Below are 25,001 nucleotides of genomic sequence, written 5' to 3'. Positions count from 1 at the left end.
ACTGGGTCGACCAAGGTCGATTTCTGCTTCACCCTGCCGTGTGTCATCTGCTTTGAATTCTCGAATTGCTACCGCTCAATTAGAGTTGTCTAGCCCAACAGTATGAAACGTATCAACATCGGACACAGCGAGATATCTGAACAGGCGATTGGCTTTCACTCAGTCCGATCGATAGACGAGGTTTCTGGCGAGGCGCCGGAACTTGCATGTCGTGCCATGGTATCTAAGAGAGGGCTCGTCAATCGCCTTGATCATAGCCGCGCATCTTGATCGCCTGCCGATCTTAGAGTCGATTGGTGCCCTCGCAACCGATCTGCCCTCGCAACTGAGAAGCCAATGCCACGGCACCTACTCCAAGCACCTATCGAACTAGAGGATGTACCCGGATACCGTTGGAAGGATGGGCTTCTTGGGCCGGATGAGCCTAACCCGGTTGGGCATGTTTGCCCGACAGGATCATCGCCGTTTCTTCTGCTCTGCGATCATGCTGGTCGGCTGATCCCTAAGTCGCTCGGGTCTCTTGGCGTCTCTCCAGCCGATCTCATACGTCATATTGCTTACGACATCGGTGCTCTCGGCGTCAGTAGACGGGTGTCCGAACGACTCGACGCCGAGTTGATCTACCAGCGCTACTCCCGGCTTATCGTTGACTGCAATCGTCCACCCCACAACCCGACAGCATTTGTCACGATGACCGACGGAACGACTATCGCGGGGAATCTGGATCTAACTGTACCGGCTGCTGCCATGCGCCTGTCTGAGATCTTTCATCCCTACCAAGCGAGGATCGAGCATGTGGTTCGGACCCGTCTTGCCGCGAAACGTCCAACGGTGATCTTGACCGTCCACAGTTTCACCCCTTGGCACACCGACTACCCGACGCCGCGCCCTTGGCACCTAGGCCTTCTTTTCAACGAAGATCGCCGCCTGGCAGACGCGCTGGCCGAAGAATTCAAGATGGCGGGCGATCTCGACATTGGCTTCAATCAGCCTTACGCGCTGGAAAATGAGTCGGATTATGCAGTCCCCGTCTACGCGGAACATCGAGGTCTGCTCGGAATCGAGTTGGAAATTAGGCAGGATATGATCACGGAACCGGCCGATCAGATCAAATGGGGTGATCGGTTAGCGGAAGCACTGAGAGCTGCGCTTAGACGCATCGCTCCTGAATTTGTCTGAAAGGAACGCACGGCCCGAGCCAGCACTCTCGGAATGAAAATCCCCGCGTGGTGATGATTGGCAATCAGGGCTTGTCGGTTGTAATAAAATGCGCGGACGCTCGTTTCCGGTGGAACGCGTAGCGGCCTATTCGGCAGATTTGCAACCTGAGCGGGCCCGTTACCTTAACCACTGTGCGGAATTCGGGCCGACTCCCGCTTCGCTGACGATAAGGCGCATCGAGCTTGAACACAGTAAGGGGTGGTGATCAACGGTGCCGGCGGTCGGCGTCACTGGTCGGTGGATGACAAGGCGCGGATCATCGCGGAGACGCTGGAGCCGAACGCAATCATTTCCTAGGCCGCCCGTCGGTATCGCCTTAGGCCGCAGCAGGTCTTCGCCTGGCGCCGCGAAGCGCGCAAAAAGGCCACTTCGGTGCAGCAAGATTCTCCTGCCTTTGTGCCGACGGTGTTGGCGGCGGCGGAACCTGTAGTCAGCCGTTCACCGAAGCAGCGGAAACGGCAAGCCACCCGAGATGCCGGTATGATCGAGCTTGAGATCGACGGCATCGTCATGCGCGTCGGCCGGGGCGCCGATATCAAGACGGTGGCCGCAGTAATCCGCGCGCTGAAGGCGGACCTCGTGATCGGGCCGACGGGGGCGGTCAAGGTGATGGTCGCGACGAAGCCAGTGGACTTCCGCAAGGGCGCCGAGGGTTTGGCCGCGCTGGTGCGCGAGACGATGGGCGCCGATCCGTTCTTATGCATCGGGTGAGATTTTGTGGCGGAGCCGTCCTGGCGCCAGCCGAGGTCTGCCAAATCTGGAATCCTCCGCCACATAATATTTTAGCTTAGATGCTGTTCAGCAGTTGCAGAACGGCATCGGTGGGCCGGAAGCGCGCCCCGTAATTGCCCTCGATGCCCGCCTTTTCGATTCCGTTGCGCATCATCTCGACATCCGCGGCGGCATAGCGGTGGGTGGTGGCGACCTGTGCGTGCCCGAGCCAGGCTTGAATCGTCAAAAGATCCACGCCGGACTGGAGAAGCTTCATGGCGAGGGAGTGCCGGAAGATGTGTGGCGATATGGGCTTTTCGGCCAAGTCCGGCCTAATGGCCACTGCCTTGGCCGCCGCTCGTCGTACGATGTGGGTCGCCCCGAAGCGCGTCAGGCGCTCATTGTGGGCGCCGACAAAGATCGGTCGTGGTTCGAGGTTGGCGATTCCGCGTTCGCGCAACAAGGCCGCCAGCGCTCTCGCCAAATCCTGAGAAACGGGGATGACGCGATCTCTGCGCCCCTTACCGTGCAACAGCACCTGCGAACGCGGGCGTTCCAACTGAAGGTCGTCAGCATTGACACCAATGGCTTCGGAGACCCGCGCGCCGGTCCGCGCCAGGAACAGCAGAAACGCGCGGTCGCGCCGACCACGGGGCGTCCTCTGATCGGGCGCCGCAATGATTGCGTCCACTTCTGCGTTGGTGAGGTGGCGCGTCACCTCAATGTGCGCCCGTTTTGTGGGAATCGTCAGCACGCGTTGCGCGACACCAAAGGACGCCGGGTCGGCCGCTGCCACATGGTGGAAGAAAGATCGTATCGCAGCTAGTCGGGCATTGCGCGTGGCGACGGTGTTGTTCCGCTTCTCCTCGAGTTCGTCGAGAAAGGCGAGAACGAGGTCTCGATCGAGATCTTCGAGCACCAACGCCGCCGGCCTCTTCCGCAACCTGGCGGCGGCAAAGAGGATCAGCATGCGCAAGGCGTCGCGATAGCTCGCGACAGTCGCGGGAGTGGCGTTGCGCTGCTTGGTCAAGCGCCGGCGAAAGTAGGATTCCAGGAGCGGCGCCAGGAGAAGATGTTCGCTCATGCTGCACCTCCATCGAGGAAAGCGCGGTCCGCCGCAATGGCGAGAAGATCCGTCGAACCAGTGAGGTAGTAAGCGGTATCGCTGTAGCTGGCGTGGCCGAGATATGTGGCGAGCAACGGGAGCAGCGCCTGAACGTCTGCGCGCTGTTGGTGCCAGAAGCTGAGGCGGGTCACGGCGAACCGGTGCCTGAGATCGTGCGGCCTTAAGGGCTTACCGCCATCAAGGCCGGCGAGCTTGCGGACCTCGGCAAAACCGTTTTGCAGGCCGGTCGCTGAGAGGCGGTTGCCACGAGAGCTGAGGAAGAAGCCCTGGTCCTTGGGCGTGGGAAAAGCGGCGTCACGCTCACGGGCGTAATGGCGAAGGGCAGCCTGGGTCGTCGTGTGAACTGGAACGAGACGGTCCTTGCGGAACTTCGTCTTCCGAACCAGAAGAACCCCGCTGGTCAGATCGACGTCGGAACGATCAAGCCTGACCACTTCGCCAGATCGCAGTCCCGAGCTTGCTAACAATCCGATCAGCGTTGCCATCGTCCGCCCCCTGAGAGGGATGCCTGGCGAAATGCGCGCACATGCGTCGATGAGCGACGCCAACTCTGACTCGCTGAGGATCCGCGGCGGCGGAATCGCCCTGGATCTGGGAAAGACTCTACGCTCCAAGGTCTCCGTTTGGGCGTCATAGACGGCGAGATACTCGTAGAATCGGCGGAGCACGCCGTGACGAGTGGTGCGGCTGTTGGCGGCGCCGCCGAACGACAGGACGAAGTCCAGCGCCATCGTCCGGGTGGCGGGCGCATCGAACTGAGCGCGTTCAACGTAGCGGACGAAAGCCCGCAACGTGCCAGCTTGTTTGCTGAAAGAGTAGCCGAGCGAGTGGCGCAGTTCGATGTAACGCTCGGCCTTCTCGCCGAGGAATCGGGTAAACGCGGTCATGCCGCGCCTCCCGGAAAGGGGAGTGCGACCTCGGCGAGTTGCGAGGCCGCAACCTTCACGTACAGCGCCGTTGTGTTGATGCTCCGGTGGCCAAGAAGATCGGCGACCTCGTTGATTGGCCTTCGCTGCCTGACGAGCTGGGTGGCAAGGCTGTGGCGCAGGAGATGCGCACCTGCGACCCGCCCGAGTTCGACCCCGCCATGCCGCAACCGCTTCCGCACGATCCTCGAAACAGGCGACGCGCACTTGAACGGCCCCAGCGGCGGCGCGAAGGACAGGAACAGATACGGACTATCCACCTTCGGTCGAGCGCGCAGGATGTAATCGGCGAGTGCGGCGCCGGTCTCCTCGAGGAGTGGTACCACCCGATCACGCTTGCCCTTGGTGCGCCGGACAAAAACCTCGCCAGTACGCCAGTGGATATCCTTCAGCCGAATGGCGCGTAACTCGCCGTTGCGAATGCCGGTGGTGGCGAGCAGCAGCAAGACGGCTCGATCGCGGATGTCGACCGGCGTCGTTGCGCCGATCGCATCGATCGCCTGCCGAACGTCATCCCATGCAAGGCGCGGCGGCAAATGTGCCAAACGCCAAGAGGGCGTCCTTGGGACAACGCGGGCGAGATCTTGGCGATGGTGGCCAGCCCAATACAAAAACCGAAGAAATGTTCGGATGTGAGAAGTCGCTGCCGTGCGGCTGCTGGAGGTCGCCGATAGTGACAGCCGATGCTCGACAGCAGCGAGGACGTGCTCAGCCGCCAACGCCTCGAGGTCCTGGCCGGGATGGTGATGGCGGAACCAATCCAAAAAGCGGCGACCGCCCAGAAGAACGCCTTCGCGGGTCTTCGGCTCCAGGCCCCGCACCCTGCGCAGATAGTCCGAAAAGGAGGCCAGAAGCGGATTATCCGGGTCAGCATCTACACTGGGAACGGAAGCAATGAATCGCTCCGGAGCCACTCGCAGTGCGTGTCCCAGCGCCGACACTGCTCCAATGCGTGGAGAATCCGTCGTAAACGTGGACAAATAGCTATCGACGACATCCTGATGGATCGGCATCGGACCACAGCGCGTCGCGGCAAACTGGCTAAAGCGCGCAATCCGGCTCAGGTAAATCTTGGCGGACGCTCGCTTATAACCAAGCGTGAAAAAATGCTCCGCGAGGCGATCCATCTCGCCGCCGAGCGCACCGCTACGCAGGCGCTTGAGTACCCCACGATACGAAAAATAGAAGTCGAGCATATTGCCCCTCCAGCATTGCGGCGCAGGGGGATCCCGCGTCCGTCAGAGAGGCATGAAATATTATGTGGCGGAGGATTCCAGATTTGGCAGACCTCGGCTGGCGCCAGGACGGCTCCGCCACAAAATCTCACCCGATGCATAACTAGGGTTAGGTGGCGCGCCACCTAACCGTTCAGCGGCGCCGTCTACGTATTCCGGGCGAAGCGCACCGACCGGATCAGCTGATCTTTTCGGGACGGCACCGGCGTCTGCCTCGTAAGACCGTATGTCCGCTTCTGCCGGTGAGGTGGCTCGCCCTACACTGCGCGTCCGAGGGTTGCTCGGGCGGTCCGAGCCGATCCTCATCACAGGAGGACGAGCCGTGGCAGATTATAGGGAAGCATTTGTCGGAATCGATGTCGCTAAGCTGAGGAACGCCATCGCGATTGCGGAAGCCGGCCGGGAGGGAGAGGTTCGGTTCTTCGGCGAGGTCGACGCATCGGATACGAGTATGCGCCGCGTTATCCAACGGATCGCTGCCAAGTTCGATCGCATCCACCTATGCTACGAGGCGGGCCCAACCGGCTATGGCCTTTACCGGCTGATCCGTTCCCTTGGCCATGAATGCACCGTGGTCGCGCCATCGCTGATTCCAAGGAAGCCTGGCGATCGGGTGAAAACGAACCGCCGGGATGCTCTTTCATTGGCAAGGCTGCTGCGCGCCGGCGAACTGACGGCGGTATGGGTTCCCGATGAAGATCACGAAGCCATGCGAGATCTCGTTCGCGCCCGGGCAGCCGCGGTCGAGACGCTGCGGGTCCATCGCCAGCAGGTGAGCGCTTTCATGCTCAAGCATGGTCGTGCCTATCCGCGCACGAAGAACTGGACCATGCGCTACCGGCGTTGGTTGCAGGAGCAGCGGTTCGATTATCCTGCACATCAGATCGCGCTCCAGGAAATGGTCGAAGCGGTGCGCGTCTCGAAAGAGCGTGTGGAACGGCTTGATCGCGTGATCGAAGAGTTCATCCCGAACTGGTCGCTGGCGCCGATCGTGCGAGCGCTCCAGACATTGCGTGGGGTCGATCTGATCGTCGCCGTGACGTTCGCCACCGAGGTCGGCGACGTAAGCCGTTTTGAGAGCCCTCGCCAGCTCATGGGCTATCTCGGCCTCGTTCCCGGCGAGCGGTCGACTGGAGAGACAATCAGGCGTGGCGGCATCACCAAGGCAGGCAATGGCCGCGTTCGCCACATGCTGGTTGAGAGCGCCTGGACCTATCGACATCCACCCCGGATCGGCAAGGCGAAGCTGTACCGGTTGGAGCAGGCACCGCCGAAAGTCCGTGAGATCGCATGGAAGGCTCAGGCCCGCCTGACGACCCGGTATCGAAAGCTGGTTGCGCGAGGCAAGCGAACGACGGTGGTCTGCACGGCGATCGCCCGCGAACTAGTCGGCTTCATGTGGGCCGTCGCCAGGGAGGCACGCTCCACCTGATCGCTCGCCGCGGCAGTCTACACCTCGCGCATGGGCGGAGGCGGGACCACGGCAGGGGAATGCCCGTCAGACGCTTTGTGGCCGGCAAATTGACCGACGCCCGCAGTAAGATAGGAACAGCCCCGGACGCACAATCGGGAATGCGGTAGCCAACCCGCGCATCAGAGCTTGATCACCGACGTCCTTCAGTTCCGCCTCCACCCATGCGCGCTCATCAGAATGAGCAGCCGTTCCTCGGATCGGGCGACCTTCTGCGTTCCAAACCTTGACAGCGGACATCAGAGCGGTGTTCTCAGGCCACGGCCTTGAGCATGAGCTTGTTGATGTAGGCCCAAGGCAACAGATCATCGATCTGCTATTAGGGTGGCCGTTGACTACCCTGGTGAGGACATCGTCGAGATAGCCCAGCGGCTCGACGCCGTTGAGTTTGCAGGTTTATGCCGACCGCCGAACTATGCCGAGCCTCTTCCGATCATGGCGGTATGACGCGCTTTGCCTGCCATTTCGACCAAGAACCGGTCGTTCACACTCGGCATAGGTCTCATGCTCAAAGGGCGTTCAGGAACGCGAGAAGCCGGTCGTTTGGTCGAAATCGTTCGGCCTTTGCGCGTTCGTATGGCTTCAGCTTGGCAAGTGCGGATTCCTTCAGCTCAAGATGTGCGTGAAGATAGGTCAGCGTTGTTTCCATCGCCTCATGGCCCAGCCATAGGGCGATGACCGAACAATCGACGCCCGCCTGCAGCAGCTCCATGGCAGCGCTGTGCCTCAAAACATGGGGCGACACCCGCTTCGAGCGGAGGGGGACGCAGTGTTCGCGAGCCTTGGCGACATATTTGTTCAGCAGCGCCTGCACGCCTCGGCGCTCAGCCTGCCGCCGTGCATGTTCGGAAAGAGAGCCGTTGTACCCCGCTTCCTGGGCTCGTTGAGCCAGCCCCGAAGGGCTTGCTGTGCAACCTTGGTGAGCGGCGTACTTCGCTCCTTGCGGCCCTTGCCAACGCATCGCACGTGGGCACCGTGCCCCAGCATCACCGAGTCCTGGTGGAGATCGATGATCTCCGAGACCCGCAACCCCGTTTGCGCGGCCAGCAACAGCAGAGTGTGATCACGGCGTCCCAGCCATGTGCTGCGATCCGGACAGGCCAGGATCGCTTCAATCTCGGGCCTAGTGAGAAACTGAAGCTGTCGCTTGTCGCATCGCTTGCTCGGGATCGCGAGCACGCGTTGAATCTGGGCGCTATGGGCCGGCTCCTCGAACGACGCATATCTGAAGAAAGACCGAATGGCCGTGAGACGGAGATTCCGGGTCCTCACTGAGGCGGATCGCAGTGTCTCGAGGTCCTCCAGGAATGCGCCGATGAAAGGCGCGTCCAAATCCCGCAGTGTCAACTGCGACGGAGACCTGCCAAGGCGTGTCTGCGCGAATGCAAACAGGAGCCGGAAGGTGCCGCGATAGGAGGCGATGGTGTTGGAGCTTACGCCTCGATGTCGCATGAGCCGATCGGTGAACCACCGCTCGATCAGCACGGCCAGATCTTTCGAGGCACTCATGAGCGAACCTCCCACCGCTCATCCAGCAGTCGCGCGGCATGGGTCATTAACTCCGGCGCGGCGGATAGATACCAGTAAGTGTCGCGAACATTGGTGTGGCCGAGAAAGGTCGAGAGGACCGGCAGTTCCCGCTCGACATCTTCGCCGACCGAAGCCTTCGTCCGACAATCTGCCCGCATAAACGCGTGCAAACTCGCCAAATGGCCCGTGGATCAGCTTCCGATACAGTGTGCTGCGTTGCAGATAGTCACTTGCGTTGAGAAAGTGTTGGTAAAAACTTGTTCACTCGGCATAGTTCGGCGATCGGCATAAACCTGCAAGCTCAACGGCGTTGAGCCGCTGGGATATCTCGACGATGTCCTCACCAGGGTAGTCAACGGCCACCCTAATAGCAGATCGATGATCTGTTGCCTTGGGCCTACATCAACAAGCTCATGCTCAAGGCCGTGGCCTGAGAACACCGCTCTGATGTCCGCTGTCAAGGTTTGGAACGCAGAAGGTCGCCCGATCCGAGGAACGGCTGCTCATTCTGATGAGCGCGCATGGGTGGAGGCGGAACTGAAGGACGTCGGTGATCAAGCTCTGATGCGCGGGTTGGCTACCGCATTCCCGATTGTGCGTCCGGGGCTGTTCCTATCTTACTGCGGGCGTCGGTCAATTTGCCGGCCACAAAGCGTCTGACGGGCATTCCCCTGCCGTGGTCCCGCCTCCGCCCATGCGCGAGGTGTAGACTGCCGCGGCGAGCGATCAGGTGGAGCGTGCCTCCCTGGCGACGGCCCACATGAAGCCGACTAGTTCGCGGGCGATCGCCGTGCAGACCACCGTCGTTCGCTTGCCTCGCGCAACCAGCTTTCGATACCGGGTCGTCAGGCGGGCCTGAGCCTTCCATGCGATCTCACGGACTTTCGGCGGTGCCTGCTCCAACCGGTACAGCTTCGCCTTGCCGATCCGGGGTGGATGTCGATAGGTCCAGGCGCTCTCAACCAGCATGTGGCGAACGCGGCCATTGCCTGCCTTGGTGATGCCGCCACGCCTGATTGTCTCTCCAGTCGACCGCTCGCCGGGAACGAGGCCGAGATAGCCCATGAGCTGGCGAGGGCTCTCAAAACGGCTTACGTCGCCGACCTCGGTGGCGAACGTCACGGCGACGATCAGATCGACCCCACGCAATGTCTGGAGCGCTCGCACGATCGGCGCCAGCGACCAGTTCGGGATGAACTCTTCGATCACGCGATCAAGCCGTTCCACACGCTCTTTCGAGACGCGCACCGCTTCGACCATTTCCTGGAGCGCGATCTGATGTGCAGGATAATCGAACCGCTGCTCCTGCAACCAACGCAGGTAGCGCATGGTCCAGTTCTTCGTGCGCGGATAGGCACGACCATGCTTGAGCATGAAAGCGCTCACCTGCTGGCGATGGACCCGCAGCGTCTCGACCGCGGCTGCCCGGGCGCGAACGAGATCTCGCATGGCTTCGTGATCTTCATCGGGAACCCATACCGCCGTCAGTTCGCCGGCGCGCAGCAGCCTTGCCAATGAAAGAGCATCCCGGCGGTTCGTTTTCACCCGATCGCCAGGCTTCCTTGGAATCAGCGATGGCGCGACCACGGTGCATTCATGGCCAAGGGAACGGATCAGCCGGTAAAGGCCATAGCCGGTTGGGCCCGCCTCGTAGCATAGGTGGATGCGATCGAACTTGGCAGCGATCCGTTGGATAACGCGGCGCATACTCGTATCCGATGCGTCGACCTCGCCGAAGAACCGAACCTCTCCCTCCCGGCCGGCTTCCGCAATCGCGATGGCGTTCCTCAGCTTAGCGACATCGATTCCGACAAATGCTTCCCTATAATCTGCCACGGCTCGTCCTCCTGTGATGAGGATCGGCTCGGACCGCCCGAGCAACCCTCGGACGCGCAGTGTAGGGTGAGCCACCTCACCGGCAGAAGCGGACATACGGTCTTACTGAACACATGAAACATGAAGCAATCCTCAAATGCAGTGTCAGTGTCATCTAGAGCTAGCGAAGGGGAGGATGGCGTTCTGCAGATTGCTCCGGTTCGCCAGTGGTCAGGAATGGTGTGATCGACCAATCGATTAAGTCGACTGCACGCTGAAGTATGGCTTCCGTCCGAGCAAGGCTGGGTGAAGCGGCGGTAACAAATCCGATGCGGTCCAGGTAATCGCCTTTCCTGATGATCAGCGCCTTGGGTTCGACATGCAACTTGACCTCGGCGACACCTGGTACCGCAGCCGCCCGATTGCCGCCTTTGATCCAATTGAGGATACCATCGCGGTCGGGAATCATGATCCGCGCGGCCGCAATGTGGGAACGCTTTCTGCGTAAATCCCATTCTTCGCCAATGACAAGTTTGATGTGCTCGGAGATAAGATCGACACCGTAAGCCAGCTGAACCAGTTGAGGTGCGGGAGCGCCACCGAGGCGTGGATTAACTTCAATCACGACTGGGCCAAGCTTCGTCCATCGGAGATCAATGTTCGCTGGCCCCCAGCCGAGGTTGAGAGCCCGCAGACAGCTCAGCGAGACTTCGACGATACGCTTATCTTCGTCATCAGTCAGCACGGCCGGATAGGTGTACTTATGACAGACAAAATGAGGCGGGAGGCCGAAGTCAGCGATGGCAATGGCAACGACCTCATTCCCCATTGTGTCGACGCTATAATGGGGGCCTTGTGCGAATTCCTCGACCAGTATCCTCGGGGAGGATCGCCATATGTGCTTGCCGCTCAACAAATAGCTTGTTTGTTCGGCCACTTCATCAGCATTGCGGCACAATCGGACTCCGATGCTGCCGCTGCCTACCGCTGGCTTAACAATCACCGGAAGGCCGATCTCCGCGGCAGAGCTTTCTACCCCCGCCGCATCCGTTGCCAAGCGATAAGCCGGCATTGGAACGCCGGCCTCCGCGAGGAGCTGATGTTGAACGAATTTGTCGCAGCAACGTTCGATTGATGCGGGGTTCGGCCCCGGTAGATCGAACTGTCGACAGAGCTTGCCGACTGTCACAGAGGCAGATTCATCGCCGCCCGCAAAGCCAGTAATGCCAGCAATGTCATATATAGCACTCAGCCGGTGACATTCGCGGACCAGCGCATCGAGATTGCCTGTATCGATCCGAATAGCTTCAATGCTTTCTGCGGCAAGATAGTCGTACTGGGTTGGATCTGCCGCTAGGGCAATTGGATCAAGCCCGAGACGCTGGGCCTCCTGGATGTATTGCAGACCATTGCCCCTATGGCCTTCAACTAGGATGAGCGCTCTTCTTGCCATCTCCGTCGACCTCCGTTGCATACTGTGCGGTAGTCCGAGCGTAAGTTGGGATCAGCTGTTTCAGTTTTGCATGATCACAGACGCTGCGGAGAACGTACTATATTCGGCGATTGACGACTGCAAAGTTTCTGTAAATTCGTTTGAAGAATCGGTTGCGAGGTTTTGCTCGGGACGGGGGGTATGGAGCCGTTAGCTCCTAGCGTATCCGGCTGAAGTTCCACCACACGAGCCGATCGATGCGGGCGATTGTCCAGCCCCTTGGCGATGCGCTGAAGGGTTTGCTGGAGCTAGACGATTGGATGAATACCGTTCACTTTTTTTGCCGTCTGCGACGTGGTTGCTATGGTCCCCACACACGTCCACTGCCTTCGGAGCCAACGAAGAGACCTTTCTGATTTTTTGTTTGCGGCCTGATGGTGGCGCGCGACGATAGTGGAATCGAGTTCGCCCGTCCGTCGTTGAGGAAGTGTTCGAGTGCGGCACGTCGTGACGTTGCATATCGGATCACCTCGGAGTTTTGACTTCCTTGAAATGCGCGGCAAATTCCCATAGCCTGAACAGGTCGGAAGCGATCGCCGAGGACCGATCCTGGCGTGCAGCCATGCGAACCTTTGATTATGGCCCCGGATTGCATTCTCTACCTTCCGGCGATCGCCGCGACTCCTGTGACGCCACCATTTCTACCGAAGCCACATTACGCATCAAATGTGTTTGAGCACATTGATGCGGGAAATCCGCCCGCCAGGACCTGTGAGGGCGAAAGCCGAATGGCTGCCCTACTCGACCACGATCGTTTTTCTTCAAACTATTTTGCAGTATCTTCACACTGAGGAGCTCCTGACAACGCTATAAATATAGAGGTCAGGTGCGCATAAAAGACCTGACGATCGGACCTGCAGCCCAAGCATGCAAGATCGGAACCAACAACCCATGGCAAGGAGAGCATTCATCCTGGTTGAGGGCACAAGAGGTAATGGTCTGCCATACGTACAAGAGGCCACGGGCATCGAAAAGAGAGAAACAATGAGCAATCTGGGGGTACCGCGCAAACTCAGGAGAAGGATCGGAACGCCGTGATGAGCTTCGGCCCACTTCTAAAAATTGAACTTCAGAAAATCACCCACAATGCAGCAATTATTCGGGAAGCTTTGCGACACAACGGCCATTCCTTAATGGTCGTTGTCAAAAGCTGCTGCGGTGACCCCAACATAGTTCGGGCGATTGCGGCCGCCGGCATCTCGCAGTTTGGGGATTCCCGGATGAGCAACCTCGAGCGCCTGAGAGAGGCAAACATAGAAGGGGAATTCTGGCTTCTTCGGTCGCCAGCGCCGGACCAGCGTGAGCGAATGGTGGAATTGTGCAATGGCAGTTTGCAATCCGATCTGGATACGATCCGGAAGGTCGAACAATTACGGCCGCCTGCTCCGCATCGTGTAATCCTCATGCTTGACCTCGGTACCGGCCGGGAAGGCTTTCAGCCCAATGAGCTTCTGCGCGCCTGCGATGAAGTCGAGAGGATGGCGCATGTTGAGCTTTACGGATTGGGTATTTATTTTATGCATGCAAGCGACCCGGCCTTCGTGGAGACCACCCTGGGGCGCTTTGGAGAGATATGCAACGAGGTAGAAAGTGCGCTTGGACGTGTTTTGAAGGCTAAGTCGTTCGCCACCTCGCTTGTGTATGATCACATTCTCAAGTCCGGATTTGTTCCGTCAGGTCTCAATCATCTTCGATTGGGAACAATGCCAATCATCGGGCGTCTAACTAGCGTCGACGACACGCCGGCTCTGCCCGGACTCGCGACGGATACCGCCGTGCTTGAAATCAAGGTGATCCAAACCAAGGTTCTATGTGATCGACCAATCGCGCTGCTTGAGATAGGGAATCTTGATACGGATATTCGCGCACTGCGCCCGATTCAAAGCGACCTGCGGGTGATAGATAGCAGTAGCGATCACACCATTGTTGAACAAACGCCCGGTGCAACTTTACTTAAAGTCGGCGACGCGGTTGAGTTTACTGTGTATTATAGCAGTTTTGTACGCCTTATGAGTTCACCGTATGTAACTAGAAGTTATAGTGTCTGATTAGGATGAGTCCGGCACTTCCTCGCAGCGGGTGGCTGCGACAAAAGGGTTGGCTGCGCAAACACAGTGTGTGGAATTTTGATACATTCGAGCCTTCCAGTCACTTTGGCTGGCCTACCCTCGCCTGCGTCTGGCGGATTTGACAGAAGAAGTCAAATTGCACCGATTAATGGAGTTCTGCATATGGCAACTGTTGGCGAGCATATCGTCGATACATTTATTCCACATAAGATAGATCGCGTGTTCTGCGTGCCTGGCGAGAGCTAACTTGGCCTCCTTGACGCACTGTATGGGCGGAGCGATGTCGAAACTGTCTTTTGAAAGTGGTGCAGATTTCATGGCGCTTACCGACGCAAGGCTTCGGGTCGGCCCGGCGTCGCCTGTGTCAGCCGCGGTCTTGGCGCTCCTAACGCCTCATTGCGGTACATGCGGCCCAACTGGACGGCGTCGCCTTTATCCTCATTGTGGGGCAAGTCGCGGCGCAAGACCTGCGCCGGGAGTCCTTTCCAGAATCGAGTGCGATATGTTCGGCTCGATCGGCAAATGGACAGCCGAAATCACAGTTCCAGAACGCCGCAGAGACAATGCTGCGTTCGCTGCAGGCAGCTACGACGGACGTTCCCGGTCCTGTCGTCATCGCTTTGCCAGAAGACGTGCTGACTGCGGAATGCACCGCTAAGGCCGTCAAACGGCAGGCGGAAATCACCTCGATGTCACCACGCAAGGGTACGCATTTCCACTGCTTGTTCATCCCTCCCAACAGTTAGGCCACATTCACAATGACCTATCAGCCATGGGCACACGTTTTGCGAGCGATCTTCCATTGCCCGTTTGCCGATCTCATTCATCGACACCGTGGGCCATCTGGAGAGCTTGCTCCCTGACCGAGAAAACAGTTCGAAGACTTCCCGTCTCTTGCGAAGGTGAATTCTGGTAAGCCAAAAAACCTACAGAAATGTCAACGGTTTACAATGTACACTTGATCGAAATTAAATTGGAGATTTGAACGTATGACCGGCAGATCAAATAAATTGTGCTCGACGGAGCGCTCGGATGAACATGATGTATATTTCAATGAGGATTACTCGTACTTTGGAGACGTCGTACATTCGCCAGAAGCGAGTGACAGGCAAGCAGACGCAATTTGGAAGCTTCTTTGTCTCGCACAAGGCAGCCCAGTTCTTGAACTCGGATGTGGTTATGGGCGGATTACCAACCGGTTGGCGGAGAAAGGAGCGCGGGTAACCGGATTGGATATCTCGCCGATCCTGCTGAAAAAAGCCAAAGCAGATGCGGCAGAAAGCGGGATGGATGTCGAATATGTTCTTGGCGACATGCGTTCTCTTCCCTGGCGGGATGGATTTGACGCAGCCTTTCTGTGGCATTTGACGTTTGGTTATTTCAGCGACGCGGACAATGAGAGAGTTCTTCGTGAAGCCGCCTCCTCACTTCGAAAAGGCGGGCGTCTGCTCATCGATCACTTAAATATTTTCGCTGTGCCAAGCCACGGGGCGCCTACCTGTTACGTTGCACAGCGTAATGACGATCTAAGAATCGATATGATGAGCACCGAGGTGCTAACCGGTCGTCGGCATTGCGATAGGCTTATCGTTCGCAATGGGTGCGTTAGACGAACCCATCTTTATTTTAGACTCTATGGGTTTGCGGAATGCGCTCGCATGTTGCGGAGCGCGGGATTCGAAAGTGTTGACGCTTATGGGGAGGAAGGCGCAGCGTTTACATCCGATGGTCCTCGCCTCGTCATTGTCGCCCGCAAATAATACCGATAGTTACTGTCTGTTGTGGCGGCAAGGACATCGAGGTAGCTGCAGGGCAACGAGTCCAAATCCTATGAGGTGGATAGCGACCTGCGCTGTGGCAAAGTGAGGTCGCTAAACTCTCACACTGGAGGCAAGCATGCCCGCTGAAGCTACCCAATCCGAAGCGCCGGCCACTCCGCGCCACGGCATTAATAATGCCTCCTCCACCGCTGTCGCTTCTAAGAGTTTGTCGAGCCTGTTGTTCGGCAGGAAAGCGAGGTCGCCCATTGCGGCTTCGGCCGCCGACTCACTCTTAGGCAGCCGAGCCACGGTGGGGCGCGAGAATCTGAGTGTTGCACCTATCGACCACGACGCTGTAAAGGCGGGCATGCTCAAATATGGGCGATTGAACGCACCCTACCGCCTTGTCCTTTGTCAGAAGATTAACCAGCGGCAGGCGACATTCTCGCGCGCGGAAAGCGTCATCGCGGCCAATCTCGTCATGCTATTGTTCAAGTCTTGCGCGCTGGAATATAGCCGGCCGCAGCAGCGGCTGAGCCAAAACTCTCGCCCGCGCGAATACGCTCTTCCACCTGCGCATCAATAGCTACTATTCTCTCTGCTTTCGCCAGAATCTCTTCTACTCGGGCACGCGGTACAGCCATAATTCCCGTATCATCACCGATCACAAGATCTCCTTGTGATACTGAAATACCCCCCATCATGATGTCACAACCAATTGGAAGAAGCTTCACCCGGGTTTTGCCCGTTGTAGGTGCAACCCACCGGCTTGAAAGCCACAGTCCCGTTTCGCGAATTTCATCTAAGTCTCGGCAGGCGCCGTCTATCACGACAGCCGTAGCCTGCCGATTTTTTGCGGCTATGGCGGCAAGACCGCCCATTGTCGAAATGGGCTCACCGTTCATATCCACCATCAACACCTTGCCAGGGCCCGTCGCTTCAATCAGCTGGCCGACCGCGAAGTCGGCCTTCTCAAAATCGCCCAATACACCGGTTAATTCGCGCGCAGTGACCGCGAAGCCGATCATGCAGCCGCTGCCGCTCCGTCGCGCGATGCCCTGAATAGTCCCCTTGATTCCGAGTTCGTCCAATGCATCCGACCATGCGCTGACCCCGAGCGCCGCACCACGCTCCAGGATCTCGTTCTCGTTCATTGTCACTTGGACTGCTCCTGCTCCTATTGAATGTTCCGGTGTCGATGCGAGTCGAGCCCACAGATTGCCCGATGATCAGCATTACTCTCTAGCGTCCGGGGGCCTATTTCAAGGCAAAGCCAGATACCGCGAATTACTCGGGATCAACTTGTTCGACTTTAGTGCTTGGCGAGATCCTTCCCAATAATGCTGACAGGACCTCTACGCCCCTGCGCACGGTAACCTCATCCATCGAGGAGAATGGCAAGCGCGAGAACGTCGCTGACGGCTTGCTGACGAAAAACCCGTCGCCATCGGCGACGTCTAGCCCCGCATTGCTGGCCTCCTTGCGCAGCCGCTGAGCATCCACCGGGTGCGCGAGTGTCACTCCCACAAATACGCCGCCGTCGGGCCGCACATAGCGATGGCCGGCCATGAATTCGTCCAGTGCCGAGACCATCGCCTCCAGACGCGGCGCATAGAGATGCCCAAGGGCGGCAAGCTGATCGCCTAAAAACCCACGGCGGAGCCATTCGCCAGTCACCGAGAGCGCGAAGTTGCCAGGCGTTACGTAGGTGCTCTCAGCCACCTTGGCCGCCGCGCTGATGGTATGCGGCGGCGCAATGAGATAGGCTGCGCGAAGACCAGGCGCGATCACCTTGGAGAAAGAATTGAGCTGGACCGTTACATCGCGGCCAATATCGAGGATTGACGGCTCTTGGGCGCCCTTGTAGCGAAGAAAGCGATAGGGGCTGTCTTCGACAATCCGGAAATCATGGGTCCTCGCCAGATCGACAAGATGCTGACGCTTGGTGGATGACCACGTGGTGCCGGTTGGATTTTGGAAATCCGGAACTGTATACATGAAGACGGGCCCGCGCCGCGCCGCGGCGTTCAACGGCTCGAGCGCCGGTCCATCCGCTTCCATCGGTATGGCGATGACATTTGCGCCGTAGTGGCGCAGCAGGTGGACCACTCGGTCGTAGCAAGGCTCCTCGATGAGCACGGTTTTGCCGGGCTTCAGCCAAATGCGACACAAAATGTCGAACAGACCGACAGAGCCGTCAGCAGCCATCACGTTGGCATGTCCACACCATGATAGTCGGCGAGCCATTCCCGCAGCGGCAGGGGCCCGACCGCGGGCCCATACTGGTAGGCGACAACCTCGCGGGATGACGCCAACCCTTGGACGCAGAGCTCCAACTGCGCGCGTGGAAAGGCTTCTTCGGCAGGAACTCCGCGTGCGAAATTGATGCGTTTGGGCATAGTCTCACTCTCTCTGTCTGGCGGAAGAAATCGTAGCCAAGCACCGTTATAAATGCAGTCGCGCGTTACTATTATCAGCTATGCCGGGTTGAGATAGGCGGGGAGCGATCTGTGTCGCGGGAGTTGCGTAGTCCGCATTCGTTCGACAGCGCCTGGGTCAGGAAGCAAGAAGGCCAACGAGTGCCCTAGAGCGGGATGAGATTTATGGGAGTCGTGGGATTCCCAAATCAGCGTTGATCTGATTCAACCTTGATGCTGGGCGGAGGCCAGCATGGATGGTTGGATATTCGATGGACCTGCGCGAACGGGTTGTTGCGGCGGCTGCTCGATTTGGCGTATCGGGAGCGTGGCGCGACTGGCTTGTCGAGCGCTGCCGGGAGAAGGACTTCACCTTGCGCGGCCTTGTGGCCGAACTCGGCGAGCGCGGCCTGAAGGTCGACTGCCGCTCGGTGTGGGAGTTCGTGCACGCCGAGAAGCTGTCTCACAAAAAAAGACGCTGATCGCCTGCGAGCAAGATCGTCCCGATGTTGCGCGCCGACGGATGCAATGGGTTCTGTATCAGGACCGGATCGATCCCACCCGCCTGGTGTTCATCGACGAGACCTGGACCAAGACCAACATGGCCCCGCTCAGAGGCTGGGCGCCGGTCGGACAGCGGATCAAGGCCAAAGTGCCGCATGGCCACTGGAAGACCATGACCTTCCTGGCTGCGCTGCGCCATGATCGCGTCGAAGCGCCTTGGCTCATCGACGGACCAATCAACGGCGAGAGGTTCCTCCTCTATGTCGAGAAGGTTCTCGTACCCACCCTCCAGTCGGGCGACATCGTTGTGATGGACAATCTCGGCTCTCACAAAAGCAAGGCCGTTCGGCGCGCCATTCGCAAAGCCGGGGCGAAGCTCTTCTTCCTGCCCAAATACTCGCCCGATCTCTCCAATCGAACAGCTCTTCGCCAAGCTCAAGCACTGGCTGCGAAAAGCGGCAAAGCGAACCGTCGAAGCCGTCTGCGACGCAATCGGCCAAACCCTCAATCGTGTCACTCAACACGAATGCTCAAACTATTTCGCAAACTCAGGCTATGACCGGAGCTAATCTCATCTCGCTCTAGCAGTCTGGTGGGGAAGGCTGGTGATGTTAGAACGGGCATTAAGATCCTCCGCCTGCACGCGGATGCGAAGGCGCGAGTTAGCGAGCGGTGTGGCGATCTGCTCGGCCTGGTCGGTGGAGCTCAGAACAGGTTCGACCGCCACGCCTGCAAGCCGCAATGACGGCACAAGCTCTGCCCGCACGCCTCGCAGCTGTGACGTTGCTGAGGCTCATCCCCAGGCTGCCTCCGCGATCATCGCTACTGGACCATCTTGACGCGCGGTCCAAAGTTTCATTTTTCCGTCTTCCTCCGCCGCATGCAGGTTTATGGATTCATCATCAAAGAGCGATGAAGCCGCGCGGAAAACGAACTTCGACGGGGGCTTGCCCTTCAATTCGGCCGCATAGTTCAAAAGCAGTGTCGCCTGCAGCGGTGCATGAATGACAAGGCCGGAATAATGCTCGACCTCGACGGCGTAAGGGCGGTCATAGTGGATGCGATGGGCGTTGAACGTCAGCGCCGAATAGCGAAAGAGCAACGGAACGGAGACGCCGACCTGCCGGTTATGCGATCCCATCGCAGCTGCCTCGGTATCCGGCTGGTTTGAAGCGTCCTGCGCCGTGCTTGCCTCTCGGTACACGATCGTCTGCGTCTCCTCGATCATGACTGTCCCCAAGACACTAAGCTTGTGCTCCACTGTTACGAAGCAAAGCGTTCCAGTCCGGCCTTCCTTGACCGCCACGTCGGCCACCTGCGAGACCCGCTCGACCAGGTCGCCCACTCGCAACGCTCCGGAAAAGGCAAGGCTGCTGCCGGCCCACATGCGTCGCGGCAACGGGACCGGGGGCAGAAAACCGCCCTTCTCTGGATGACCGTCCTCAGCAAGCAAGCTCGTTGGCATAGCGGAGGGGGCAAGGCAGTAGTTGATAAGCAGCGGCGCAGCATCGCCCAGCGACGGAACGGCGCCCTTAATATCGATGGCCGCACTGAACCGTCGAACCAGATCGGGCGAAATGGTATCGGATGCGCTTTCCTCACGGCCGATCCATGAGCGAAGCCGCTCGACGTCCAAATTAGGCATCAGTATGCTCGGTTTGGGGTGCGCAGGCGGTGTGTCGTGAGTCCGTGCCGGGATCGGTCGACAGGGTCGCGGGTTGCCAAGGAAGATAGCCACGTCATTCTCGAGCCCTTCGTTGCTGACTAAGCGAGCCTGTGATGGGCGTTCTCGGGCCCGGGCGACAGACCCTGTTATGGGAAACTAGCTATGCCCCTTGGTTATAGGTCGCCGCAGCCATCATAGGGGATTGAGGCTTTGCTGAGACGTCCCATCATGCGACCGTCTTCGACGGCCTTGCGAAGTTCGACGCGCACCCGGCGGGCAAGCTCGCGCATGGCGAGTGTGGTTGGCCTCTGCAGCGAAAAGGCCAGCATGAAGCGTTGCGTGAGATTGGGCTCGACCAGCTTCCTGAAGCTGAATTCGGGATTGCTGGCCTCGAAATTGATCACGCCGTGCGGCAGCACTGTCAGGCCATGCCCGTCGCGGACCAGTTTCTTGAGCGGCGCCAGAGCATCGACTTCCGCCTTGATGTCAAGCTCAAGGCCAAGCCGTTGCATGGCGCCGTCCAATTCGCGGCGCAGGCCATGATTGCGGCCGACGAGCAGGAGCGGCAAGCCGACCAGCGCAGGGGTCGGGAAGGTTTCCGTGTCGGGGGCGATGGCGTCAATATCTCTTCTTCGACCGAACAAAAGCAGGTCGACCTCGAGCAGGGGGTCCATGCGCATATATGGCGCCTTGCGTGCATTGTTGATGATGGCCATGTCGACGCGGCCGCTGGCCAGCCATTCATTGATGAAGCCGGAAAGGCCGTCCACCAGATGAAGCTTTATCTGCGGATAATGCACGAAGAAATCGCTCACGATCTCCGCGCCGATCGCAGCACTCATGGATGGCGGCATGCCGAAGACGATGTCGCCTGCGGGAACCTTGGCGGCGGCGACCAAGTCCGATTTGACCTGATCAAGCTCCCGTAGCACCGGCACGATGGCGGCATAGAACTGAGCCCCTTCCTCTGTGGCCCGAACGCCGCGACCGTGGCGATACAAAAGCTGCACCCCCAGTTCTTCCTCCAACTGCCTGATCTGGCGACTCAAGGCTGGCTGGGCGACTCCAATGATGCTCGAGGCCTTCGAGAGCGCGCCTGATTCCGTGACAATCAGGAAATGTCTTAGCTGTCGCAGTTCCAAAAGGGCTGACTCCAATCAGGTCGCGAGTGTTGTCCCGAGATCATGCCTGTCTGTTATATCTTAGAAAGATGCCGTGCTTAAAGCGCGATTCGCTGGTCTAAGGTCGTCCCGCATGAGAGGCAGCTTGCGGATCTCTAAGGCATTGAGACAGGAGCGCGGTTGCGGGAGCTTTTTGCACTGGCGTTGGCCTCATGAATAATCGGATGAGAGCAGGCGGCCAATGCGGTTGGCCGCCGCCGTGAGCTTGGGCAGGATCTTGGCGAGCTGCCGCCGCCTGTCGCCAGCCATGCGCAGCATCAGGCTGCTGAGGGCGATATATTCACCGGCCACGGTCGGCACAGGGACCGCCACGGCCCAGATTCGTGACTGGTAGACCTCGTCAAGGTAAGCCTGTTCGGCAAAGGCGTAGCCATGGCAACGGACGTCCTCGAGCCTTTCCGGGAGCGCCGCTAGAAGCGTGGGATTGCTATCCCAGCGCGACGAACTCTGCCCTCGGGCCAGCGCCTGACGGCGTTCCTCGGGAGACATGCGCGAAAGGGTCACGAGGCCGACGCCGGTGGCGACGAGCGGAATGCGCGCACCAACCCTGCCTGGGATCGATAATCCCAGCGCGGCGCGGTTGGAATAGGCGATCACCATGGCGTCGCCGTCGAAGACCGCCAGATTCGACGGCCACCCGATCTCTATATGCAACTGCTCCACCACAGGCATTGCGAGCTCGATCAAGCGATAATGAGGGTCATATCCGCGGCTGAGGGCTAGGGTCCGCCCGGTCACCTTGTAGGTCGTCTTGCCAGCTTGGCGATAGACGTAACCGCCCTCGAGCAGCGTTTCGACGAGGCGGACCACAGTTGGCTGCGGCAATTTGCAGAGGTTTGCAATGTCCGACACATTGATTGGTCCATGCTCGCTGACGGCTCGCAACACCGCCAGCCCCCTCTGCACAGCTCTCACCGGTTCAAAAACGGACATTGGGCAGTTGATCCCGGTTGTATCCTCCCGATCGCCTAGCTTATGGTCCCGATCAGGTCGAGAGCCTATTCCGCGGCCTGAGCGCTAACGGCAGGTGACAGTGCCGAGGCGATAATATCGTTTTGCTCCACCTCATGCCGGTCGATCGATCCACCGGCGGCTGCAGCCATCGCTGGCCGTCCGACATAGGCGAGCGGCCGGTCGGGCGCCATTTCGCCCACGCGATCCCGCATGAAAGACCATGCCCCTTGATTGGAAGGCTCCTCCTGGCACCACACGATCGGAATGCCCTGGAACCGCTGGAGGACCGCGCCGATGGCTTCGCTCGGGAAGGGATAGAGCTGTTCGACGCGGACCAGCGCCACGTCGTTGATGCGCTCTTGCGCCATAGCCGCCCGAAGGGCGTAGGCGATCTTGCCCGAGCAGAGCACCAGCTTGCAGCACGTCGAGGCGCAGGGGGCCTCGACGATCACTGGCTGGAAAGACGTTCCCTCGGCGATATCATCAAGCCTCGATACGCAATCGCGTAAGCGCAGCAGTGACTTCGGGGCGATCAGAAACAGCGGCTTGCGCATCGAGCCCCGTACCTGTCGGCGATAGAGGTGGAACAGGTTTGCCGGCGTCGAGGGGTTTGCGACGACAAGATTGCCGCCGGCACAGGATTGAAGTATACGCTCGATACGAGCCGAGGAATGGTCCGGGCCCTGGCCTTCGAGCCCGTGCGGCAGGGCAATGATGAGCCCGGAGCTCATCCGCCACTTCGCCTCGGCAGTTACAATGAACTGGTCGACGACCACCTGGGCGCCATTCAGGAAGTCGCCGAACTGGGCCTCCCAAACCACCAGTCGCGTCGGGTCGGCTAGGCTCATTCCGTATTCAAAGCTCAGCACCCCATACTCTATCAAGGGCGAGTTCACCGCGTCAAAGCGCGCGCCGGCCTGGCCCAGGCCCGCGAGAGGCATCGCAGTCTGACCGGTGCGCCGGTCATGCAAGACCAGATGGCGCTGCGTGAACGTGCCTCTGGCGCTGTCTTGTCCGCTCAGTCGCACCGAGGTGCCTTCGTCCAGAAGGGAGGCGAAAGCCAGAGCCTCGGCGGTGGCAAAGTTGAAGCCGCTGTTTTTCTCGATCGTCTCCAACCGCGCCGTCAGGAAGTTGCGCACCTTCGGGTCGGCTTCGAAGCCGTCGCCGACGGCACTCATGCGCCGGGCCGAGTCCAGCAGCCGATCGCGCGCGACGCCGGTCACGATGCCGAAGGGGAAGGGGCCAGCGGGCTGCGGCGGGGCAAAAATGTCAGTTTGGCGCTCCGGTTCCCCGTTACTCATCTGGTCATATGTCGTATAGGCTCGGTCGAGCGCCAAATGGAACGCCCTGCGCTTCGCCTCTGCCATATCGAACGCTGTGGCCGAGGCGGCCTTGACACGATCCGAATGCAATTGCTTGAGCGTCGGCCGCTCGTCGACCTTGGACCAGGTAAGCGGCTGTGTGAAACGCGGTTCGTCGAGTTCGTTGTGGCCGTTGCGGCGGTAGCAGACCAGGTCAATGATGACGTCCTTCCCTGTCGCATTGCGCCACGCGACCGCAACGCGGGCGACCGCAGCGGCGGCAATTGGGTCTTCGCCGTTGACATGGAAGATCGGCACGCCGAAAGCCTTGCCGATATCGCTCGGATGCGGCGACGAACGTCCCTCTGACGGGAGGGTCGTGAACCCGATCTGGTTGTTGACGATAAGATGGATAGTGCCCCCGACACTGTAGCCAGCCAGCGCGGAAAGCTGGAGCAATTCCCAGACGAGACCCTGGCCGGCAAAGGCAGCATCAGTATGCATCAGGAACGGTAGGACCTGCGAGGCACCGGTCGTGCCAGCGTTCGCCCTCCCCTTCTGCTCCTGTCTGGCGCGCGCCGCCCCGACAGCTACGGGCGCGACAACGATCAGATGGGATGGGTGAGGCAGCAGACGCACAGCCACTTTACCTGCGCCGGTCTCGACCTCCGCAGCCAGGCCGTTGTGGTAAGGCACGTCGCCGGTGAAGGCCGCAGCGCCATCGGTGATGTCGCGCCCCTTGATCTCGGCAATTAGCGCCGGCAGCGGCTTGCCGAGCACGGTCGCAAGCGTCGCCAGGCGGCCCCGGTGCATGCCGCCGATAACCACCTCCCGGACTCCCACCTCGGCCGCGTAGCGAAAGATCTCGCGAGAGATGACGGCCGACGACTCCGCCCCCTCTATGCCGAAACGCTTTTTGGTCGGCCATTTTGTTTTGATGAAATGTTCGAATTCGTCGGCCAGCATCACCGCTTCAAGCGTGCGCGCATACACCTCGTCGTTAGCTTTGGCGAGGATCTCGCGTTCGAAGCGCTCATAGACCCATGCGCGTTCATCGGTATCGAGTAAATGGCTGGCCTCGATGGCTGCCGTGCCGCAATAGATCGAGCCGAGCGTGGCGATCGCCTGTGCTTTTGGCAGGCTCACTTCCCCGCCGGCTAGCGTCAAGGCAACGGAATCTTCGCCGCCTTCAATAGAGTTCAGTTCCGGGATGAGGCCGGGAGCGCTCATTTCAAGAGGGTCGAGGCGGGCCTGGCGGTGCCCATAAATCCGAAACAGTTCGGCTATGCGGTCGCCATTGTCGCCACTGGCGTGCGCCGGCGCTTCCATCAAGGCGAGCTTCACCCGCCAGTCGGCTGGTACCGACGCCGGATCTTTCACGAAGCGTGCATACAAATCCAGGAAAAAGGCGCTATCGCCACTGAGGGGCAGGGTCATAGATGCTCTCTTGAGGGCACGTTCGGTTGTCGCCGAACCAATAAAGGGTGCTAAGAAGAAGTCTCGACATTTTGGAGCGCGTATTCACGCAATGAATAAAATGAGCCGTATTCCTTGATGGGCGGGGCTATTTCCCCCATGAGGTGAGCTGAACTTGACGGGTTAAGCGATGTATGGACTTCTTC

Annotated in this window: 16 protein-coding genes and 5 pseudogenes; 7 read left to right on the top strand and 14 right to left on the bottom strand. The window is 59.3% G+C overall.

Going from position 1 to position 25,001, the window contains the following annotated elements; all coding sequences use genetic code 11:
* Positions 1-336: 336 nt before the first annotated feature.
* Together A9K65_RS31295 and tnpB are read left to right on the top strand one after the other, a co-directional pair.
* Entirely contained in the window at positions 337-1,179 is an 843-nt protein-coding gene (locus tag A9K65_RS31295) for an N-formylglutamate amidohydrolase (protein WP_084015730.1), read from the top strand.
* A gap of 621 nt (positions 1,180-1,800) precedes the next feature.
* Positions 1,801-1,917: pseudogene (gene tnpB / locus A9K65_RS35455) on the top strand (IS66 family insertion sequence element accessory protein TnpB); the annotation flags it as partial.
* A gap of 91 nt (positions 1,918-2,008) precedes the next feature.
* On the opposite strand, the gene A9K65_RS31285 reads toward tnpB, so the two are convergent.
* From A9K65_RS31285 to A9K65_RS31275, 3 genes are read right to left on the bottom strand one after another with little or no spacing between them, the layout of a single operon-like run.
* Positions 2,009-3,016, bottom strand: coding sequence for a tyrosine-type recombinase/integrase (locus A9K65_RS31285; protein WP_064995508.1), 1,008 nt, complete (start codon positions 3,014-3,016; stop codon positions 2,009-2,011).
* Entirely contained in the window at positions 3,013-3,945 is a 933-nt protein-coding gene (locus A9K65_RS31280; protein WP_064995509.1) for a tyrosine-type recombinase/integrase, read from the bottom strand. Before A9K65_RS31280 ends, A9K65_RS31285 begins: the two co-directional genes overlap by 4 nt.
* Positions 3,942-5,180, bottom strand: coding sequence for a site-specific integrase (locus tag A9K65_RS31275; protein ID WP_084016273.1), 1,239 nt, complete (start codon positions 5,178-5,180; stop codon positions 3,942-3,944). Before A9K65_RS31275 ends, A9K65_RS31280 begins: the two co-directional genes overlap by 4 nt.
* 265 nt (positions 5,181-5,445) lie before the next feature.
* Between A9K65_RS31275 and A9K65_RS31270 the strand changes: the two genes are divergently transcribed.
* Complete coding sequence (locus A9K65_RS31270) at positions 5,446-6,651, top strand: IS110 family transposase (RefSeq protein WP_245321946.1); 1,206 nt, start codon at positions 5,446-5,448, stop codon at positions 6,649-6,651.
* 292 nt (positions 6,652-6,943) lie between these two features.
* Here the strand turns inward: A9K65_RS31270 and A9K65_RS36685 are convergent.
* The 3 pseudogenes from A9K65_RS36685 to A9K65_RS36260 form a co-directional block, all read right to left on the bottom strand.
* Positions 6,944-7,086, bottom strand: a pseudogene (locus A9K65_RS36685) (transposase domain-containing protein); the annotation flags it as partial.
* Positions 7,087-7,198: 112 nt separating this feature from the next.
* Positions 7,199-8,142, bottom strand: a pseudogene (locus A9K65_RS31265) (tyrosine-type recombinase/integrase).
* A 53-nt stretch (positions 8,143-8,195) separates the two neighbouring features.
* Positions 8,196-8,345 (bottom strand): annotated as a pseudogene (locus tag A9K65_RS36260) (integrase); the annotation flags it as partial.
* Positions 8,346-8,538: 193 nt separating this feature from the next.
* Here A9K65_RS36260 and A9K65_RS36680 point away from each other — a divergent pair.
* Positions 8,539-8,880, top strand: a complete 342-nt coding sequence (locus A9K65_RS36680) for a hypothetical protein (protein ID WP_245322137.1) — start codon at positions 8,539-8,541, stop codon at positions 8,878-8,880.
* Positions 8,881-8,946: 66 nt separating this feature from the next.
* On the opposite strand, the gene A9K65_RS31255 is transcribed toward A9K65_RS36680, so the two are convergent.
* Positions 8,947-10,152 carry an IS110 family transposase gene (locus tag A9K65_RS31255; protein ID WP_224684877.1) on the bottom strand — a complete coding sequence of 402 codons (1,206 nt, stop codon included), beginning with the start codon at positions 10,150-10,152 and terminating at the stop codon, positions 8,947-8,949.
* A 64-nt stretch (positions 10,153-10,216) separates the two neighbouring features.
* Positions 10,217-11,488 (bottom strand): acetyl-CoA carboxylase biotin carboxylase subunit family protein, encoded by a 1,272-nt coding sequence (locus A9K65_RS31250; RefSeq protein ID WP_064994946.1) that lies wholly within the window; start codon positions 11,486-11,488, stop codon positions 10,217-10,219.
* A 1,076-nt stretch (positions 11,489-12,564) separates the two neighbouring features.
* On the opposite strand from A9K65_RS31250, the gene A9K65_RS31245 reads away from it, so the two are divergent.
* Together A9K65_RS31245 and A9K65_RS31235 are read left to right on the top strand one after the other, a co-directional pair.
* Entirely contained in the window at positions 12,565-13,575 is a 1,011-nt protein-coding gene (locus A9K65_RS31245; protein WP_084016112.1) for an alanine racemase, read from the top strand.
* Positions 13,576-14,585: 1,010 nt separating this feature from the next.
* Positions 14,586-15,356 (top strand): class I SAM-dependent methyltransferase, encoded by a 771-nt coding sequence (locus tag A9K65_RS31235; protein WP_084016108.1) that lies wholly within the window; start codon positions 14,586-14,588, stop codon positions 15,354-15,356.
* A 491-nt stretch (positions 15,357-15,847) separates the two neighbouring features.
* On the opposite strand, the gene A9K65_RS31230 is transcribed toward A9K65_RS31235, so the two are convergent.
* The gene (locus tag A9K65_RS31230; RefSeq protein ID WP_198327544.1) at positions 15,848-16,510 is read right to left on the bottom strand and encodes a hypothetical protein; all 663 of its coding nucleotides are present in this window, start codon (positions 16,508-16,510) and stop codon (positions 15,848-15,850) included.
* Positions 16,511-16,643: 133 nt separating this feature from the next.
* A complete protein-coding gene (locus A9K65_RS31225; RefSeq protein ID WP_064994936.1) occupies positions 16,644-17,564 on the bottom strand; it encodes a PLP-dependent aminotransferase family protein in 921 nt (306 codons plus the stop codon).
* Positions 17,565-18,093: 529 nt separating this feature from the next.
* Between A9K65_RS31225 and A9K65_RS31220 the strand changes: the two are divergent.
* Positions 18,094-18,846: pseudogene (locus A9K65_RS31220) on the top strand (IS630 family transposase); the annotation flags it as partial.
* 224 nt (positions 18,847-19,070) lie between these two features.
* Here the strand turns inward: A9K65_RS31220 and A9K65_RS31215 are convergent.
* From A9K65_RS31215 to A9K65_RS31200, 4 genes are all read right to left on the bottom strand, one after another.
* Positions 19,071-19,922: a MaoC family dehydratase N-terminal domain-containing protein gene (locus A9K65_RS31215; protein ID WP_064994934.1), complete on the bottom strand. Its 852-nt coding sequence runs from the start codon at positions 19,920-19,922 to the stop codon at positions 19,071-19,073.
* 194 nt (positions 19,923-20,116) lie between these two features.
* Positions 20,117-21,085 carry a LysR substrate-binding domain-containing protein gene (locus tag A9K65_RS31210; protein ID WP_176479572.1) on the bottom strand — a complete coding sequence of 323 codons (969 nt, stop codon included), beginning with the start codon at positions 21,083-21,085 and terminating at the stop codon, positions 20,117-20,119.
* Between the two features lie 189 nt (positions 21,086-21,274).
* The gene (locus A9K65_RS31205) at positions 21,275-22,057 is read right to left on the bottom strand and encodes a helix-turn-helix domain-containing protein (RefSeq protein ID WP_064994932.1); all 783 of its coding nucleotides are present in this window, start codon (positions 22,055-22,057) and stop codon (positions 21,275-21,277) included.
* A gap of 65 nt (positions 22,058-22,122) precedes the next feature.
* Entirely contained in the window at positions 22,123-24,816 is a 2,694-nt protein-coding gene (locus A9K65_RS31200) for a 2-oxoglutarate dehydrogenase E1 component (RefSeq protein ID WP_064994931.1), read from the bottom strand.
* Positions 24,817-25,001 lie beyond the last annotated feature (185 nt).

The organism is Mesorhizobium sp. WSM1497, assembly GCF_001672455.2.
Taxonomy (GTDB): Bacteria; Pseudomonadota; Alphaproteobacteria; order Rhizobiales; family Rhizobiaceae; genus Mesorhizobium; species Mesorhizobium ciceri.
This window is presented reverse-complemented; position numbering and strand designations above follow the sequence as displayed.